Below are 16,612 nucleotides of genomic sequence, written 5' to 3'. Positions count from 1 at the left end.
CGTCTTTGCGCCAGGGTCGATAACACAACTGTCTCCACATAAATTCTTTCGATAAGTTTCATTGTTAGACTATACTGTTCATACGTACAGTATATTGTGATTTATTATGATGATCCTAGGCCGCTTCACCAAACATACCCAATATCGGCTCTCGCTATTTAGCTCCTTGATTGCCGCAGGATTTCCGTCACCAGCCCAAGACTATGTAGAACAAACATTAGATCTCAATGAGTTATGCATCAAGCATCCCGCCGCCACGTTTTTTGTCAAAGTCCAAGGGGATTCGATGATCGAAGCGGGGATTTTCTCCGGTGATATTTTAGTGGTGGATCGCTCATTACAGCCGGCCCACGGAGATACCGTTGTCGCAGCAGTCAACGGCGAGTTTACTGTAAAGCAATTACAGCTGCGCCCTGTGGTGCAATTGCTGCCACGTAATGCCTTATTCTCCCCGATTGCCATCAATGATGAGTCAGAGTTAAACATCTTTGGGGTGGTGACCAACGTAGTGAAAAAGCTCAAATGACGCCCTCATTATTTGCCCTCGTCGATTGCAATAATTTTTATGCCTCCTGTGAGCGGATGTTTAGGCCAGATTTAGCTGGCAGGCCGATTGTGGTGTTATCCAATAACGATGGCTGCGTCGTCGCCCGCTCGGCAGAGGCAAAACAACTTGGCATCAAGATGGCGGTGCCTGTGTATCAAATCGTAAACCAGCTCCGCCAGCATCACGTCGCGGTATTCTCCTCCAACTATGCACTCTATGCCGACATATCAAATAGAGTCATGACCACCTTAGAACAAATGGTACCGAAAGTAGAAGTGTATAGTATTGATGAAGCGTTTTTAGACCTTTCTCGTCTCGATAAATGTATTGATATTCATCAGCTTGCCTTAGATATTTATCAACGGATACCGCAGTGGATTGGGATCAGTGTTTGCGTCGGCATTGGACCGACAAAAACTCTCGCTAAACTGGCAAACCATGCCGCGAAACGTTATCCCGCGACGCGGGGCGTGGTTGACTTGCGCGACCGTGAACGCCAACGACGGCTGATGGCGCTTATCCCTGTCGACGAAGTCTGGGGAATAGGCCGTAGGCTTACAAAACGCTTGAACATCATGGGCATAAATACCGCGTTGCAATTGGCGGATGCGCATCCCAAGCTTATCCGCGACACCTTTTCTGTCACCGTTGAGCGCACGGTACGCGAACTTAACGGCATTGCCTGTGATGACATACAAGAGGTCGCCGCCACTAAGCAACAAATTATCAGCTCCCGCTCCTTTGGCAGCCGTATTGATAATTTAGAAGCGATGCAACAGGCAATCAATGAATACACTTTTAGGGCCTGTGAAAAACTGCGCTCCGAGCGCCAGTACGCTAAAGCGATGTCAGTATTTGTGCGTACTAGCCCTTTTAGCGATGCAACTCCCCAGTACAGCAAATCACTGTCGGGCAGTTTAGTTCGCCCCAGCAATGATACGCGTGATTTTGTCACCCTTGGCCAAAGCCTACTGCAACGTATTTGGCGTGAAGGTCATGCCTATGCAAAGGCCGGTGTCATGTTAGGGGATTTTTCTGGTGCAGGCGTGTTTCAGCTCGGATTATTCGATGACGTCACGCCTAGGCCTAAAAGCAAGGAGTTGATGCAGTTACTCGATAAAGTTAACCACAGCGGTCATGGAAAAATTTGGTTTGCAGGACAAGGTATTGACCCGACTTGGGGAATGAAGCGTGAGCAGCTTTCCCCTCGTTACACCACCCAATGGGCACAATTGCCCATAGTGAAATAATCAACAAATCCAGTGGCTAAATGACCATCTGCGAATTACAGAACCCACCTAACTCTAAACTAACTCTAAACTAACTCTAAACTAACTCTAAACTAACTCTAAACTCCATATAGCACTAAAACCCATCTAGATCTAAAAAACATATAGCGCTAAGCCCGTCGAGCGTTAACGCTAAAACGGTATTAACATATACCAAGCTTTGTCTCATTCCGCCTTAACACTCTTCATCGCTGAGATCTTCAAAGTACCAGTAGCCTAGATTCACCCACTCGGTAAGTTGCGTGAGCAAATCAGCATGGGCTAACCAAGGGGCTAAGGCAGCTTTATCCAACTGATTACTATCACATAGTAATGGGATCACTGCGGCCAATTCGGCTGAAAGCTGATACTTATCACCATTAATATAGACAACGCCCTGTGCCACATTGATATCAAAATACAAACAGCGCAGCCCGCCGAGGCGAATAAGCGGCTGCTCATCGAGCCAAGCGAGCACTTCGTCTTGCGTGATGTCCAATGGCTCATCGGGTAAATCTAAGGCGCATTTTGACTGAGTTAAATAGCGGCCCGAAAACTCGCTCACCAGTTCATCGGTCAACATATTAGTCAGTTGGGTGCGTAACCGCGCTAAATCGCCATTATCGACACAACCACTGCGGGTGGTCAGCTCGCGGTCTGGATCTGAAATCTGCTGTGCGCCTAAATCCTGTTCAGACAAATGATCGGCCAAAGCACTTATCATATCTTTGGCGGAGGCGGTGCGATAACCCACTGAAAAACTTAACGACTGTTCTAAGGTTATGCCGTCATGGGGGAATCCAGGGGGAATATAAAGGATGTCGCCAGGCAACAACTCAGTATCGATAATCGGGTCAAAGGCTTCGGTGTGCAGCAAAGCGGGATGGGCGGCAAACTCTTTGTGCGGCCCCAGATCGCCTACGCGCCAACTGCGACGTCCCGAACCTTGGCAAATAAACACATCATACAGATCGATATGCGGCCCCACGCCACCGCCTTGCGTCGCAAAACTCACCATCACATCATCTAAACGCCAGCGCGGAATAAAATCAAAGCATTGGATCAAGGCTTCCGCATCGGGCACCCAGTTATTCAAGGCTTGGACTATTAAAGTCCAATCCCGTTCTCCGAGATGATCGTAGGAATCGAAGGGGCCAAATTCCGCCTGCCATTGGCCTGCTTGTTGGTACACCCGCCGAGATTCCACCAGCTCATCCATGGCTAAGCCAGCTAATTCTTCAGAAGAGACTAAATCTTGAAAATGCTTGAATCCTTGGCGGATCACCAAAGGTTTTTTCTGCCAATATTCTGCTAAAAATTGCGCGGGCGTTAAGCCGTTAATATCGAGTTGCATGGGTTGCTCACAAACCAAACTGTTATTCATAGCAGCAAATGCTAACAGGAAGCGAAACCAAGAAAGCTCGACCGGATCAACAAAGCATTAAGTCTTTTGTCAGCATCAATGTGATAGTGAATTTACTAACGTATTGAATTACAATCGGCTTATCAAAAAGCATTTCGCCACAAACAGCGCTAATGCTGACACATCATTTATTGAGTCCATGTAAGATCTATGCCTACATCAGCTGCTAACACTTTGGTCGTGCTCGACTTTGAAACCACGGGGCTGTCGCCCAATCAAGGAGATCGCGCGATTGAAATCGGAGCTGTGCTGATTGAAGACGGCGTGATCACCCAAAGATTTTCTGAGTTAATGAACCCAGGATTTAGAATAAGTCGCTTTATTGAGGACTACACAGGGATCAGCAATCAAATGCTCAGGGACGCGGCGCCCTGCAATGAAGTGATGGCGCGTTTTGCCGACTTTATCGCCGATCACAATTTAGTTGCCCACAATGCGGCGTTCGATCAACGCTTTTTAGATGCGGAGTTTGCCCAAATTCGCCATCGTTATCTTGGGCAATTTGGCTGTTCCTTGCTGGTGGCGAGACGTTTGTATCAAGCGGCACCCAACCATCAGTTAGGTACTTTAGTGCGTTATAAACAGTTGCCAACCGATGGCACTTTTCACCGCGCCTTAGCCGATGCCGAAATGACCGGCCATTTGTGGCTAGCGATGCTGGCAGACCTTCAGCAAGAGTTCGGCGTCAATGCCCCTACCTTTGAGTTACTGCAAAAAATCGCTAAGAAAACCAAAGCAGATGTACCAAAGTTTTTGCGTCAATACGCAGGCAAGTGATCAAAGAACAACGCCGCTAAATGATAGTAAAAAGCCGATATATCCTAGGATTATCGGCTTTGTTCCATCAGCTTAGTTTCAACAGGTAAAATTAACGATTCAATCGGTTACCGACAAAAACATTATGCTAGCGGTAACGGCCATCTATAGCGACTTAAGCGGCGCGCTATCAATGCCGCATGAGCTGCGAACCACTAAGGTTGTAGGAATAAGCTGCGCACTCACCTCTTGCCCGCGGATAAGTTTGAGTACACTGTCGACTAAGATCTCACCGGCTAATTGGGTGTTCTGCTTAATAGTCGTTAATGGCGGATTGGCAAAACTCGCCACCGGAATATCGTCATATCCCACAACGGCCACTTGCTCTGGGACTGAAATGCCCTTTTCTTTCAGCGCCCGAATCGCGCCGATGGCAATCAAATCGCTGGCCGCAAATATCGCATCAAACTTAGCGCCTTGGGCAATCAACACCATAGCGGCATCGTAGCCGGAACTTTCGGTGCTGATGGCCGACACTTGCTTAGTGCGATCCACGGGAATATTCGCTGTTTGCAGCGCCTTGACATGGCCTAAATATCTGTCCCTAAACTCAGGGCTATGGCTCGAAGCATCACCTAAAAAGGCAAACGCTTTGCGGCCAAGGGAAATTAAATGCTCTGTCGCAATCAAGCCGCCTTGATGATTATCACAACCAATCGATAGCACAGACTTATTGTTATGCTCGGCGCCCCAAATCACAAAATGGGTATTCTGCGCTAACAGTCGCTCCAGCTTTTGCTCATAATCCATATAGTCGCCATAACCGAGCAGAATAATGCCATCGGCTTTATTGCTGTCTTCATAATCGGCATGCCAATCGCTGGATAATTGCTGAAAAGAAACGAGTAAATCATAACCCTGCTGCGCAGTTGCTCGGGTAATTGAACCTAGCATAGACAGAAAAAAGGGATTGATTAACGAGTCATCATTGGTGGGGTCTTCACACAATAACAGCGCTAAGGTATGGCTATTTTGGGTGCGAAGATTACTGGCGTTTTTATCAACCTTGTAATTCAGCTCTTTAGCAATGGCTTGAATACGTTGACGGGTCTCTAAATTGACTAACGGACTGTTTCTAAGGGCACGGGAAACCGTAGACTGGGATACGCCAGCACGATAAGCAATATCAATCGAGGTCGCTTTCGATGCCATAGAGAGGAGGTAACCTTAGTGATTATTTTGCGTCGATACTAAAACAGTTCCGCTAACTTGTATAGACGAATGCATTAACATCCGTCTTACACTTAGATTTTCTGCTTAAATGCCAAGCTGATCGAGCAAATCATCGGCGTCATTATCAATGGCGCGAGTCGCAATGGCGGGTTTGTCGGCCATCTTCACCCAAGGCGAAACATTCGACGTTGAGTCCTTATTACCGCCTATCGTGCTGTGCTGCTCTAACAGGCTGTCGGGGTCGAATTCTTCATCGTAAACAAATTCATCTAAACGAATGAACTCAGTTTTATCCATGGCAAATTCGAGGTAGAAAATATGATTATTTTCAGTTCTAAACGACACTCTACGGGCCACAGCATCATCTAAGTTAGCATCGATTGAAATAGTTAACTCTTTATTAATCGTCAACATTTTTGGTTGGCTTTGGCTGATTGACGTTTGTAATTCTTTTGAAATTTTATTAATAAAATCCCCTAAGATTTGGTTCATCAACTCACCCATCACGTTACCCACTTCATCTGACGTGTGCGAAAACGCTAATTCAGATTCAGGCATCCCCATGTTCAGCATGTAGCGACGGTAGATTTCAATCGCCGCAGAGGCGGAAAAGTTGATCACCACTAGGCCTGAAAAACCGCCATCAAAAATCGAGAAACAACCAAGATCGGGTTTTAGACGCGTGCGCGCGATACTTTGAACCATACCCGCGTGGGTAACATTACTGGCACTGGTGCTAGAGAGCACGTGGGCGACTGAGTGACATAACTTCAGTAAAATATCATCCGACGTTACGATAGTATTTGTGGTCATAATCGATTCTCAAACTGAATAATGCATTAATCTTGCGCGTAAAAGTGTAAAAAATCAAAATTAAAACAATTGATTAGCCTAATTTAGCAAGGCCGTAAAGTTAACATAATGCTAACTTATTGATATTTAATAGGTCAGATAAAACCTTCAAGGCGCAAGAACTTAAAAAACGGAATAACTTAATAAGAACATGCCCCATAATGCAACAGATTAAAATTCCCTATCATGATTCCCCGCTTTAGATCAAAGAAACTCATATTTTATAACGGCTTTTGCTGAATTTATGTCACAGACGATTCAATTGAGATTGATTCGCAGGTATATTAAGTAACAATTATCAGCCTTTGAGAACCCCCAATGATCACGTTTTTGCGCCGATTTACTATCTTGCAACGCTTAATGATGATGCTTCTTATGGCCGCGATAGGGACTGTGTGTTTTGCCAGTTTTTCGATTAAGGAGCAGTACAGCAATTTAATTGAGCAGAAATGGCTACAGATAGACGGTCAACTCGCAAGCATGTTAAGCGTGATAGATGTACATCGTCAGGATGCGCTCAAAGGTAAATACAGCGAAGAAGACGCCAAGAAAGCTGCCGCTGAGTTAATCAATCAGACTCGCTATTCTGGCTCAGGCTATTTCATTGTTATTGATGATAATAATCAAATCCTCGCCCACGGTGACAATGCAAGTCTTGTTGGCACCTCAGCATTAACGTTTAAATTACCCAATGGCACTAATCCATTGGCCACTATGCTGCCATTAGCGCGGGCTAAATCGAAAACCACCCTCGAATACCCCATAGCCGATCCTATGACTCGCGCTATCGAAGATAAGCTCGCCGAAGCCCGTTACTACCCGCAATGGGGCTGGACAGTGATGACAGGTGCTTATCTCAGTGATGTGAAAGCGAGTTTAAAGTCGGTCATTATCGATTACCTAATTATCATGTTTTTGATTTCAGTGCCGATTTTTGCCTTCTTCCTTGTGCTTAATCATTCCATCACCTCGCCATTGAATGATGCTATTGATGCCCTTGAAGATATTGCCCAAGGCGAAGGCGACTTAAGTCAGCGCATTAATGCCCAAGGTAAAGATGAAATTGCCCACCTTGCCCGCGCCTTTAATATGTTTGCACAAAAAATTGGCGACATGGTCGGCCATTTACAGCCCTTAGGCCAAGCGTTAGACACAGACGCAAAACAACTCTTAATTGCAGTTGAAGAGTCCAATCAAAGTGCTGAGCATATCCACAGAGAAACGGGCAGCGTTGCCACCGCCGTCAATCAAATGCTGTCGACCACCCATGAAATGGCGAGCAACACCCAGCAAGCGGCCGATGCGGCAAATAGCGTAAAAGAACAAGCGCAGCAAAGCCAAGTGGTGATTGACAACACGGTCAGCAATACTGAAAAGCTGGTAGCTGAATTAAAAGCCTCTGAAGTGATTACCCAAAAACTGGGCGTCGCCTCACAGCAGATCGGTAGCATTCTCGATGTGATCCGCAGCATTGCCGAACAGACCAACTTGCTCGCCCTTAATGCCGCCATTGAAGCTGCGCGAGCTGGGACCCACGGCCGCGGTTTTGCCGTGGTTGCCGATGAAGTTCGCGCCCTTGCTACTCGCACCCAAGACTCGACCAATGAGATCCAAAAAATCATTAGCGAGATCCAATCCGGCGTTGGCTCAGTAATGAAGAGCAACAATCAAACTCAACTGCAATCCGATGAGTTGCAAGCCCAAGCCCACGAAGCGGGTAAAGCCATGGCGGCGATTCTGCAATTGATTGCCCATATCAGTGATATGAATACCCAACTAGCGAGCGCCACCGAAGAGCAATCACTGGTGACCGAAGAAATTAATCGAAATATTTGTAATATTTCGGAATTAACGGAAGTATCAGTCAAAGCTAACGAGAGCAACAATCATGCGGCTCAGTCACTGCAAGACATTAGCCAAGACATGTCCCGCACCTTAGGTCAGTTTAAAATCTAACTAGAGTGTCTAGGCTGTGTAAAAGTGTATGACTTATCGACAGGGGCGCCATAGGGCGCCCTTTTCGTTGCACACCTTTTCCAGTAACCCTGGTTAACCGCTATCTCACCAACAATGAATTTCAACGAAAAAGTCCCATTAACCACAAATTCTCTGTCACGCTAACGTTTGATATGCGGTATGCTTTAGCCCTAAAAATTCAACCGAGACACTGCCATGCGAATGACCTTAGCCGTTCATCCTGAACAGTACACAATTCATAGCTTTAGCCCGAATGCCGTATTGCCCAGTGAGGTTTTTGCACAGGACATGTATTTCATTGGTAAAACCCAAGAAGGTTTATCTTTAGTCATTTCCAGTGAGATGGAACTCGACAGCCTAGAGCAAGAACCGGGCTGGTGTTGTTTTGAAGTGCTCGGCCCACTCGGATTCTCGATGACAGGCATTTTATCTAAGGTGTCTGGCACCTTAGCGGACGAACAAATCAGTATTTTTGCGATTTCCACCTTTGATACCGATTACATCCTCGTGAAAAATAATCGCCTCAAAAGTGCCATCGCCGCCTTGAAAAAACAGGGCTACCACATCATAGAATCGAAAGACGAAGTGTAATACCCCTCTAAATATGAGCTCATCCACTATGTACGAAAAAACAGTCACCATTACCGCTAAACATGGCATCCACACTCGTCCTGCAGCTTTACTGGTTAAAGAAGCCAAAACCTTTGATTGCGATGTCATGGTCGAATGTAATGGTAAGCAAGCCAGCGCTAAGAGTCTGTTTAAGCTACAAACTTTAGGGCTATATTCTGGCGTCACGGTAAGAGTGTTTGCCGAAGGTGAACAGGCACAAGCCGCGGTTGAGAAAGTCTCCGAGCTGCTGATCACGCTAAGCTAGGCCTTTATCCTATTTACTAGTGCACTGATTAGCGCACTAATATCTAAGTGCTTACATGTAGATCTTACCGACGAGGGATTAGTTGAAACGGATTCTGTTCGTGCCAATAGTTTACATGCCAACGCTTTACAAACTCAACGCCACTCAACTAGACTCGCTAGCGCTAACGGGCACTCAGTTCAGTGGTTAATTTAGGAAGGGATATGTCAATAACGGGGATTATAGTGTCATCGGGAATTGCCTTTGGTCAGGCACTTCACCTTATTCACACCGAACACCACCTCGATTATCGCCCTATTCCCCTGTCGAAAATTCCCCAACAACAGGGCAAGTTTGCCAAAGCCTTGCAAGAGCTACAGGCACAATTAACCCACAGCCAAGCTGCACTCGATAGCGACTCGGAAATTTATCAGCTGATCGAAGCCGACCTATTATTATTGGAAGACGATGAATTAATCGAGCAAGTGAACGATGCGATTCGTACCTTACAACTGTCGGCAAGTGTGGCGGTTGAACGCATATTTGCCCATCAAGCCAACGAGCTGCAATCCCTAGATGATCCCTATTTAGCCAATCGAGCCCAAGATGTACGCTGTTTAGGCCAACGCGTTGTCGCCGCGATCAATGGCCATTTAAACCAAGGGCTCGACAAACTCGATAAGCCCACCATCTTGTTGGCGCAAGATTTAACCCCCGCCGAATTTGCCTTACTGCCGAGGGAAAACCTCTGCGGTATTGTGCTCAAAACTGGCGGTTTAACCAGTCATACGGCGATTTTAGCCCGAGCTGCCGGCATTCCAGCCATCTTAAGTTGTCAGTTTGATGCCGATTCGATCCCCAACGGCACGCCCTTAGTACTCGATGCGCTCAATGGTGAGCTTTGCGTTAATCCCAATCCTGATCAACAGGCAAGACTCACAGTCACCTTTCACCACGAACAGGCAAGACGGGCGGCGCTGCAAACCTACAAAGATGGCCCAGCGCAAACCCAAGATGGCCATATCGTGGGGCTTATGGCTAACGTGGGTAATCTCAACGACATCACCCATGTCAGCGATGTTGGCGCCGATGGTATAGGTTTGTTTCGCACTGAATTTATGCTGATGAACGTCAGCACCCTGCCCGATGAGAAAGCCCAATACAGCTTATATTGCGATGCATTGCACGCTCTGGGCGGTAAGACCTTTACTATCCGCACCTTAGATATCGGTGCCGACAAAGAACTGCCTTGCCTGTGCCAAGAAATAGAAGACAATCCCGCCTTAGGGCTGCGCGGTATTCGCTATACCTTGGCACACCCCGACTTATTTAAAACCCAATTGAGGGCCATTCTGCGCGCCGCAAACCATGGCCCAATCCGCTTGATGTTCCCTATGGTCAATCAAGTCGAAGAATTGGATGAAGTGTTTGCACTGATTGCCCAGTGCCAAGATGCCCTGGAAGAAGAAGAGAAAGGCTACGGTGAACTCAGCTACGGTATCGTTGTCGAAACCCCCGCAGCGGTATTTAACCTCAATGCTATGCTGCCACGACTCGACTTTGTCAGCATTGGCACCAATGATTTAACCCAATATGCAATGGCAGCCGATAGGACTAACCCGCAGCTTACCCGCGACTATCCGTCCCTTTCGCCTGCCATTTTAGCGTTAATTAACATGACAATAGTCCAAGCAAAAGCGGCCAATGTGAAAGTGTCGCTGTGCGGCGAACTGGCCAGTTCACCACAAATTGCACCGCTGTTAATCGGCATGGGGCTGGACGAACTCAGTGTTAACTTAAGCTCACTGTTAGAAGTCAAAGCTGCCATTTGCCAAGGCAACATCCAACAATTTTCGGCACTGGCGCACACTGCATTACAACAAGATAGAATTGCAGGTCTACAGCAGTGTATAACAAGCTATAAATAGAGACATTTATTCGTTATGCTGCATTACAGAACAAAAACAATGACAAAAACAAGCAAAAGAGGCTCTAGATTATGGGATTTTTAAGCCGAATAAGGCGCTTGGTATCGGGTCAGACTCAGTTAGCTGGCGGTATCATGGTATATGCCCCCGTTTCAGGCGATATCGTCGCTATTGAAAAAGTCCCCGATGTGGTTTTTGCTGAGAAGATTGTCGGTGATGGCATTGCTATCGCCCCCAAAGGCGAATTAATTCTTGCGCCTATCGACGGCACCATCGGAAAAATTTTTGAGACAAATCATGCCTTCAGCATTGAGTCTCCCCAAGGTTTAGAATTATTTGTGCACTTTGGTGTCGGCACAGTCGAGCTGAGAGGCAAAGGTTTTAAACGTTTAGCCCAAGAAGGCCAAGAAGTGAAAGTCGGCGATCCGATTTTGTCCTTCGATATTGATTATCTTAAAGATCAAGTCGACAGCCTACTCACCCCTGTCGTACTGGCGAACATGGAAGACGTCAAATACCTAGACAAGGCTCAAGGCAGTGTCACTGCAGGTAAAGACGTGATCTTTACGGTACAGCTCTAATTTAACTGTTTAACATGCATCGTTTATCGGTTGTGTTTTGAATAATAAAAGGCTGACTCATAATCATGAGTCAGCCTTTTAAGTGTTTGAAAACCGAGCCTAACACGGTATTTGAATTCGCCAAGCTGTAGCAGTCTCGATACACAGCATTTAGAACAATCCATTTCGGTCGTTTTCACGCTAAGCCATCACGTTAGCTGCAACGAGCTGAGATAGAGTTCTCGTATACTAATCCGCTTTAAACATGGAAAAATCGGGTCGCGGTAGTCTATCTAAAATGCTGTACAGATAAATCACCAATACCGAGAGTGCGGCGCCCGTCAAAAACAGCCACTGACCGCCAAAATGATCCAATATAATACCGCCGCCAAGGGGCGCGAGCGCAAAGCCTAAGTCATAGAATGAGGCGGCGCCAAAGTAAGCACCCCGAAGATGGTCAGGGGCTAAGCGGTCGATATGCACATTCATAGTAGGAAACAAAATCGTCTCGGCGACGCTCATCACCATAATTGCCCCTATCCAGCCCCAAAAAAGATCCAGTGGATTAAATGCCAGCCAGATTTGTGAGCAGATAAGTAACAGCAATCCGATTTGAATCCGTTTGACGAGCGGAAAACGGGCCATGAGTTTCAATAGCAAAAATTGGGTTGAGATAATCACCATAGCATTAGTGAAAATCATGCCAGAGATTAACGTCAGTAAATCAGGCGCGCCAGCGCGAGTGAGATATTGGATCAACGAACTGTCCATTTGGGCATAAATGAACATACACAGAATATTGGCGAAAATTAAACATTGCAGCAGTTTATCTTGCAATAGAATGGCGACAATTTGCTTACGGCTCACGACAGCCGCTTTTTTCGTGCTCGTCTCAGTATCACTCGATAAGCCATTCACGCCACGATTAACACCATCACTTGTCATGTCATTTACACTACCACTTGCACCATCACTTTCAGTACCACTCGTAGCGTCACTTAAATTGTCATTCGATGAGGCGCCAGCCGCCAAAGCAACATCCTGACGGGTTTGATGGTTAAATCCCCAATATAACAAGGCTAACAACACGGCAAAGGCCACTGCAGTAAGGTAAAAACTGGACTGCTTGCCCGTAAGACCAAGCCATACCCCAAGCATAGGGCCAACGGCGCAGCCAACGTTGACGATAAAATACAGCGACTGCATCGCCAATTCGCGCGTCTTAGGATCGGCAATGATGTCGCCAATAGCCGCCGATGTCAGCGGTCGCCACAGTGACGTGGCCATAGAGCACAGGGTCATCACAACCACATACCCCTCGACAGAATTGGCTTCAGCCAATAACGAAAACGAGATGATATAGAGGATGCCCGTCAGGTACATCAGCTTATGACGACCTATTCTGTCGGACAATGAGCTACCAACAAAGCTCGTAAATACCGAAATAATCGCGGCGCAGGACAAGACCATGCCGACCTCAGTGGCACTTAGCGCGAATTTCTCATATAAAATAACGGCCAAAAATGGCCATACCATGTAATAACTGCCACGGGTGATAAAAGACCCAAACAAAAATATCCACATCAAGCGCGGAAATTGCTTAAATCGCTGCCAAGAAACATCGCTGTGCATTTTAATCCTTTAAAAGTCGCGCTAGAGTCAACGCCAGATATCAAGCTGATTTTAATGAGAAAACAATATATAACAGACAGTTTTGGTTAAACAAGTGTTAACGATTTTATCTGTGGCGTATTAAATATAAATACCGAGTGTCTGATGCTAAACGCATAGAGCTTACCTCGACTTATGGGTTTTGGTTGAAATCCTTAGCTCAGGCTCAGGTCGCTAAAAAGTGAACAACCTTGTGAGCTGAAAGTGCTGAAGGATGAAAGTGCATAAAGGTGAGAGTGTGGTGAGACAATAGGCATGATTAGTCATAGTAATGATGATGAAAAATATTAAAAAAGATACTTAACAATTGCTTAAAGCAAAAAAGAAAGCAGCACCTAACGATGGTGAATAATGTAAACACGGAATGGAAAAGCGATGTAGAGATCATTTCTTCGACAGCCAAAACACATAACGTTCTAGGCCGATAATATTCTAGGTAGATGTCCATTGACTGTTTTGGTGAGGATAAATGACATGTCGCACCCTGTTCAGAATGCATTCTTTCAACACTGCATGAAATTTAAGCACAACATAAATGCTGATGCGCATTTCACTTAGGTCGGTAGTCATTATCAAATCCTCTAAAACACTCGTCGGCTATATCGCATTAAAACCCGAGGACATAACAATATCGGCAATAAAGACACTGAATGGAGACGCTAATAGAGTAGAGGTAAAATTAAGAGGAAAAGTCGGCAATTGAGATGACAACCGCCGACCTGAATGGCCTCTAACTTTAAGCATTTAACTTAGGCCATGAACTTAACTAACTGACTTGAGAAACTAAATTGAATAACAAGCTCGAGTATCAAGCTCAAGCCACGAACTTAGGCAACCAACTCAAATAAAAAGCTTTAAGCAAAAGTGTCGACGGACTCCCCTTTGCCCGCCTCTTTCGCACGCTCTTGGGATGACTCATTCACTTCCTCTACTTTCTGAGGCGAGATATTGGCTTGTTTCTGTTGAGCTTGTATCGATGATGACTGCATGCTCGCAGATGATTGACCCACATTGGCGATATTCATGATGATTTCCCTCAACTAATGACAACAATTACACGCTTAGACATTAGAGCGGAAAACTTAAGCGACGCTTAAGCCTTTAGCCTATTTTTAATACAAACGAACAGACTTTCCCCCATGCTCAGATAACGCTTACAGCCCACAACAGCAGGCATGTAAAGGCGGATGCACTGACATTTTTATGCTCACGCTATCTCAGCGACACATCCTACTTGTGACATGCGGCGCACAATGCCACAATGCCAGCAAAATCAATGCTTGCCAGCCAAGCGTCCATCCACACTGGAGCATCATTTTGACCCTCTACGGTATTAAGAATTGCGATACAGTGCGTAAAGCACGCAAATGGATTGAAAATCATCAACTTCCAGTTCACTTCCATGATTTTAGAGATGACGGCCTACGCCAAGAAGACCTCGAATTCTGGTGTAACACCTCAGGCTGGGAAACCGTATTCAATAAGCGCAGCACAAGCTTTCGTGCACTCAGTGACGCAGATAAAACCGATATCGATCAAGCCAAAGCCATTCAACTTATGCTGGCGCAACCGACACTGATCAAACGCCCCGTCTTGGTCGTCGGTGAACACGTGCTGATTGGCTTTGATGAAGCCGCCTATAAAAGAGTATTTTCACTATGATACCAGCCGATGATTATCCCGTAACGGAACTGACAAAAGCGCTGATAGCCCGCCCTTCGGTGACGCCGCTTGATGAAGGCTGCCAAACCTTAATGGCTGAAAGACTCAGCGCCATCGGCTTTAATATCGAACCTATGGTATTTGAAGACACCACCAATATGTGGGCTCGCCGTGGCAATGAAGGTCCGGTCTTTTGTTTTGCCGGCCACACAGATGTTGTGCCAACAGGTGATGTGAGCCGCTGGCACACGCCGCCTTTTGTGCCCACCATTATCGATGGCTACTTATATGGCCGCGGCGCCGCAGACATGAAAGGTTCATTGGCGGCTATGGTCATTGCCACCGAACGTTTTGTGGCTAAACATCCCGATCATAATGGCTCAATCGCCTTTTTGATCACCAGCGATGAAGAAGGCCCCTTCATCAACGGCACGACGCGAGTCATTGATACCTTAGAAGCGCGCAACGAGAAGATCACCTGGGCGTTAGTCGGCGAGCCTTCATCTACCCTAAAGCTGGGTGATGTGGTCAAAAATGGTCGCCGCGGCAGTTTAACCGGCAACTTAATCGTGAAAGGCATTCAAGGCCACGTGGCCTATCCACACCTTGCCGATAATCCAATCCACAAAGCCGCGCCTTTCTTAGCTGAGCTGAGTCAGATGCACTGGGATAATGGCAATGAGTTCTTTCCGCCCACCAGCTTCCAAATCGCCAATATTAATGGCGGCACCGGCGCATCGAATGTGATCCCCGGCGCATTGGACGTGATGTTTAACTTCCGTTACTCCACCGAAGTGACCGCCGAAATATTGATTGAACGGGTTGAAGCCTTATTGAAAGCCCACGAGCTAGGCTACGATATTAGCTGGATTTTCAATGGTCTGCCATTTTTAACCGGCGATGGTCCACTGCTTGACGCGACCCGTATTGCTATTCGCCAAGTCACAGGCTATGAGACAGATCCACAAACCACAGGCGGCACATCGGACGGACGCTTTATCGCGCCAACGGGTGCTAAAGTGTTAGAGCTTGGCCCAGTGAACGCCACCATTCATAAAGTGAATGAATGCGTTAAAGTGGACGACCTTGAGCAGCTAGCCCTGTGTTATGAAGTGATTTTGGAACAACTATTGTGCTAACACACCTAGAGATCCGCCCCGAAACCGCAAGACTTTACGGCTTAAACTCCCCTGAATTGGTGGAATATTTAAGTCCGTATCACCTTGGGTATCATAGCTTTTGGCTCGAAGCGAACACCGCCATCGCCTTTAATGCGATGGCGGAAAAAGCCAAAGATGCGGGCATAGCACTCGCCATCTGCTCTGCCCACCGCCCTTTTGAGCGACAACTGGCGATTTGGAATGCCAAGGCCAGCGGTAAACGCGCGGTATTGGATGCCAACGAGCAGGCGGTAAGCATTAAGGGATTGAGTGATGATGCCATCGTCGACTTGATTTTGCTCTGGTCGGCGCTGCCCGGCGCTTCACGTCACCACTGGGGCACAGATCTCGATGTGTTCGATGCGAATCAAATTGATGTCAAAGCCCTGCGCCTTGTTGAAGCTGAATATGTCCAAGCTGGCCCCTGCGCCAAACTGCATGCTTGGCTAGTGGAGAATGCCCATGATTTTGGCTTTTATTTCCCGTTTCAACAGGGACAAAGCGCGGTCAGTCCTGAGCCTTGGCACATCAGCTATTTCCCTGTTGCGCAATTATTGTTGCCGCAATTCGATCGTGCCGAACTGGCAATCCTTTTAGAAAACAGTGATATGTTACTAAAAGATGCGGTACTAGCACGATTAGACTATCTAGTGGATGAATACGTATTGCGTATCGCTCAGCCTTAGCTGTGGGATATTAGTCGCAGATTTTTGTAAAGG

At 46.6% G+C, this 16,612-nt stretch carries 16 protein-coding genes; 11 read left to right on the top strand and 5 right to left on the bottom strand.

Going from position 1 to position 16,612, the window contains the following annotated elements; genetic code table 11:
- The first annotated feature begins 106 nt into the window (after nt 1–106).
- Nucleotides 107–526 (top strand): translesion error-prone DNA polymerase V autoproteolytic subunit, encoded by a 420-nt coding sequence (gene umuD, locus DYH48_RS08530; protein ID WP_115334514.1) that lies wholly within the window; start codon nt 107–109, stop codon nt 524–526.
- Nucleotides 523–1,797 (top strand): translesion error-prone DNA polymerase V subunit UmuC, encoded by a 1,275-nt coding sequence (gene umuC / locus DYH48_RS08525; protein WP_115334513.1) that lies wholly within the window; start codon nt 523–525, stop codon nt 1,795–1,797. Before umuD ends, umuC begins: the two co-directional genes overlap by 4 nt.
- A gap of 214 nt (nt 1,798–2,011) precedes the next feature.
- Here the strand turns inward: umuC and DYH48_RS08520 are convergent, their stop codons facing one another.
- Nucleotides 2,012–3,169 (bottom strand): ribosomal protein uL16 3-hydroxylase, encoded by a 1,158-nt coding sequence (locus tag DYH48_RS08520; protein WP_115334512.1) that lies wholly within the window; start codon nt 3,167–3,169, stop codon nt 2,012–2,014.
- A 219-nt stretch (nt 3,170–3,388) separates the two neighbouring features.
- On the opposite strand from DYH48_RS08520, the gene DYH48_RS08515 reads away from it, so the two are divergent.
- The gene (locus DYH48_RS08515; protein ID WP_115334511.1) at nt 3,389–4,015 is read left to right on the top strand and encodes a 3'-5' exonuclease; all 627 of its coding nucleotides are present in this window, start codon (nt 3,389–3,391) and stop codon (nt 4,013–4,015) included.
- A 144-nt stretch (nt 4,016–4,159) separates the two neighbouring features.
- Here the strand turns inward: DYH48_RS08515 and DYH48_RS08510 are convergent, their stop codons facing one another.
- Together DYH48_RS08510 and DYH48_RS08505 are read right to left on the bottom strand one after the other, a co-directional pair.
- Nucleotides 4,160–5,206: a LacI family DNA-binding transcriptional regulator gene (locus DYH48_RS08510; protein ID WP_115334510.1), complete on the bottom strand. Its 1,047-nt coding sequence runs from the start codon at nt 5,204–5,206 to the stop codon at nt 4,160–4,162.
- A 105-nt stretch (nt 5,207–5,311) separates the two neighbouring features.
- Nucleotides 5,312–6,040 (bottom strand): DUF3334 family protein, encoded by a 729-nt coding sequence (locus DYH48_RS08505; protein ID WP_115334509.1) that lies wholly within the window; start codon nt 6,038–6,040, stop codon nt 5,312–5,314.
- Nucleotides 6,041–6,397: 357 nt separating this feature from the next.
- Here DYH48_RS08505 and DYH48_RS08500 point away from each other — a divergent pair, with 357 nt between their 5' ends.
- The 5 genes from DYH48_RS08500 to crr all read left to right on the top strand — a co-directional run bounded on the left by DYH48_RS08500 (nt 6,398) and on the right by crr (nt 11,421).
- The gene (locus DYH48_RS08500; protein WP_006086816.1) at nt 6,398–8,035 is read left to right on the top strand and encodes a methyl-accepting chemotaxis protein; all 1,638 of its coding nucleotides are present in this window, start codon (nt 6,398–6,400) and stop codon (nt 8,033–8,035) included.
- Between the two features lie 216 nt (nt 8,036–8,251).
- Nucleotides 8,252–8,647: an ACT domain-containing protein gene (locus DYH48_RS08495; RefSeq protein WP_011846923.1), complete on the top strand. Its 396-nt coding sequence runs from the start codon at nt 8,252–8,254 to the stop codon at nt 8,645–8,647.
- 28 nt (nt 8,648–8,675) lie between these two features.
- Nucleotides 8,676–8,933, top strand: a complete 258-nt coding sequence (locus tag DYH48_RS08490) for an HPr family phosphocarrier protein (protein WP_028760055.1) — start codon at nt 8,676–8,678, stop codon at nt 8,931–8,933.
- A gap of 203 nt (nt 8,934–9,136) precedes the next feature.
- A complete protein-coding gene (gene ptsP / locus DYH48_RS08485; protein ID WP_012089322.1) occupies nt 9,137–10,840 on the top strand; it encodes a phosphoenolpyruvate--protein phosphotransferase in 1,704 nt (567 codons plus the stop codon).
- Between the two features lie 71 nt (nt 10,841–10,911).
- Nucleotides 10,912–11,421, top strand: a complete 510-nt coding sequence (gene crr, locus DYH48_RS08480; protein WP_006081821.1) for a PTS glucose transporter subunit IIA — start codon at nt 10,912–10,914, stop codon at nt 11,419–11,421.
- 228 nt (nt 11,422–11,649) lie between these two features.
- Here crr and DYH48_RS08475 read toward each other — a convergent pair whose 3' ends face one another.
- The gene (locus DYH48_RS08475; RefSeq protein WP_012089323.1) at nt 11,650–13,032 is read right to left on the bottom strand and encodes an MFS transporter; all 1,383 of its coding nucleotides are present in this window, start codon (nt 13,030–13,032) and stop codon (nt 11,650–11,652) included.
- Between the two features lie 893 nt (nt 13,033–13,925).
- Nucleotides 13,926–14,096 (bottom strand): hypothetical protein, encoded by a 171-nt coding sequence (locus tag DYH48_RS23670; RefSeq protein ID WP_006086821.1) that lies wholly within the window; start codon nt 14,094–14,096, stop codon nt 13,926–13,928.
- A gap of 292 nt (nt 14,097–14,388) precedes the next feature.
- On the opposite strand from DYH48_RS23670, the gene DYH48_RS08470 reads away from it, so the two are divergent.
- From DYH48_RS08470 to DYH48_RS08460, 3 genes are read left to right on the top strand one after another with little or no spacing between them, the layout of a single operon-like run.
- Nucleotides 14,389–14,733: an ArsC family reductase gene (locus DYH48_RS08470; RefSeq protein WP_041411449.1), complete on the top strand. Its 345-nt coding sequence runs from the start codon at nt 14,389–14,391 to the stop codon at nt 14,731–14,733.
- Nucleotides 14,730–15,872, top strand: coding sequence for a succinyl-diaminopimelate desuccinylase (gene dapE / locus DYH48_RS08465; protein WP_012089325.1), 1,143 nt, complete (start codon nt 14,730–14,732; stop codon nt 15,870–15,872). The genes DYH48_RS08470 and dapE overlap by 4 nt, the downstream gene beginning before the upstream one ends.
- A complete protein-coding gene (locus tag DYH48_RS08460) occupies nt 15,866–16,579 on the top strand; it encodes a M15 family metallopeptidase (protein ID WP_012089326.1) in 714 nt (237 codons plus the stop codon). Before dapE ends, DYH48_RS08460 begins: the two co-directional genes overlap by 7 nt.
- The last annotated feature ends 33 nt before the right edge of the window (nt 16,580–16,612 follow it).

The sequence above is a fragment of the Shewanella baltica genome, from assembly GCF_900456975.1.
GTDB classification, from domain to species: domain Bacteria; phylum Pseudomonadota; class Gammaproteobacteria; order Enterobacterales; family Shewanellaceae; genus Shewanella; species Shewanella baltica.
This window is presented reverse-complemented; position numbering and strand designations above follow the sequence as displayed.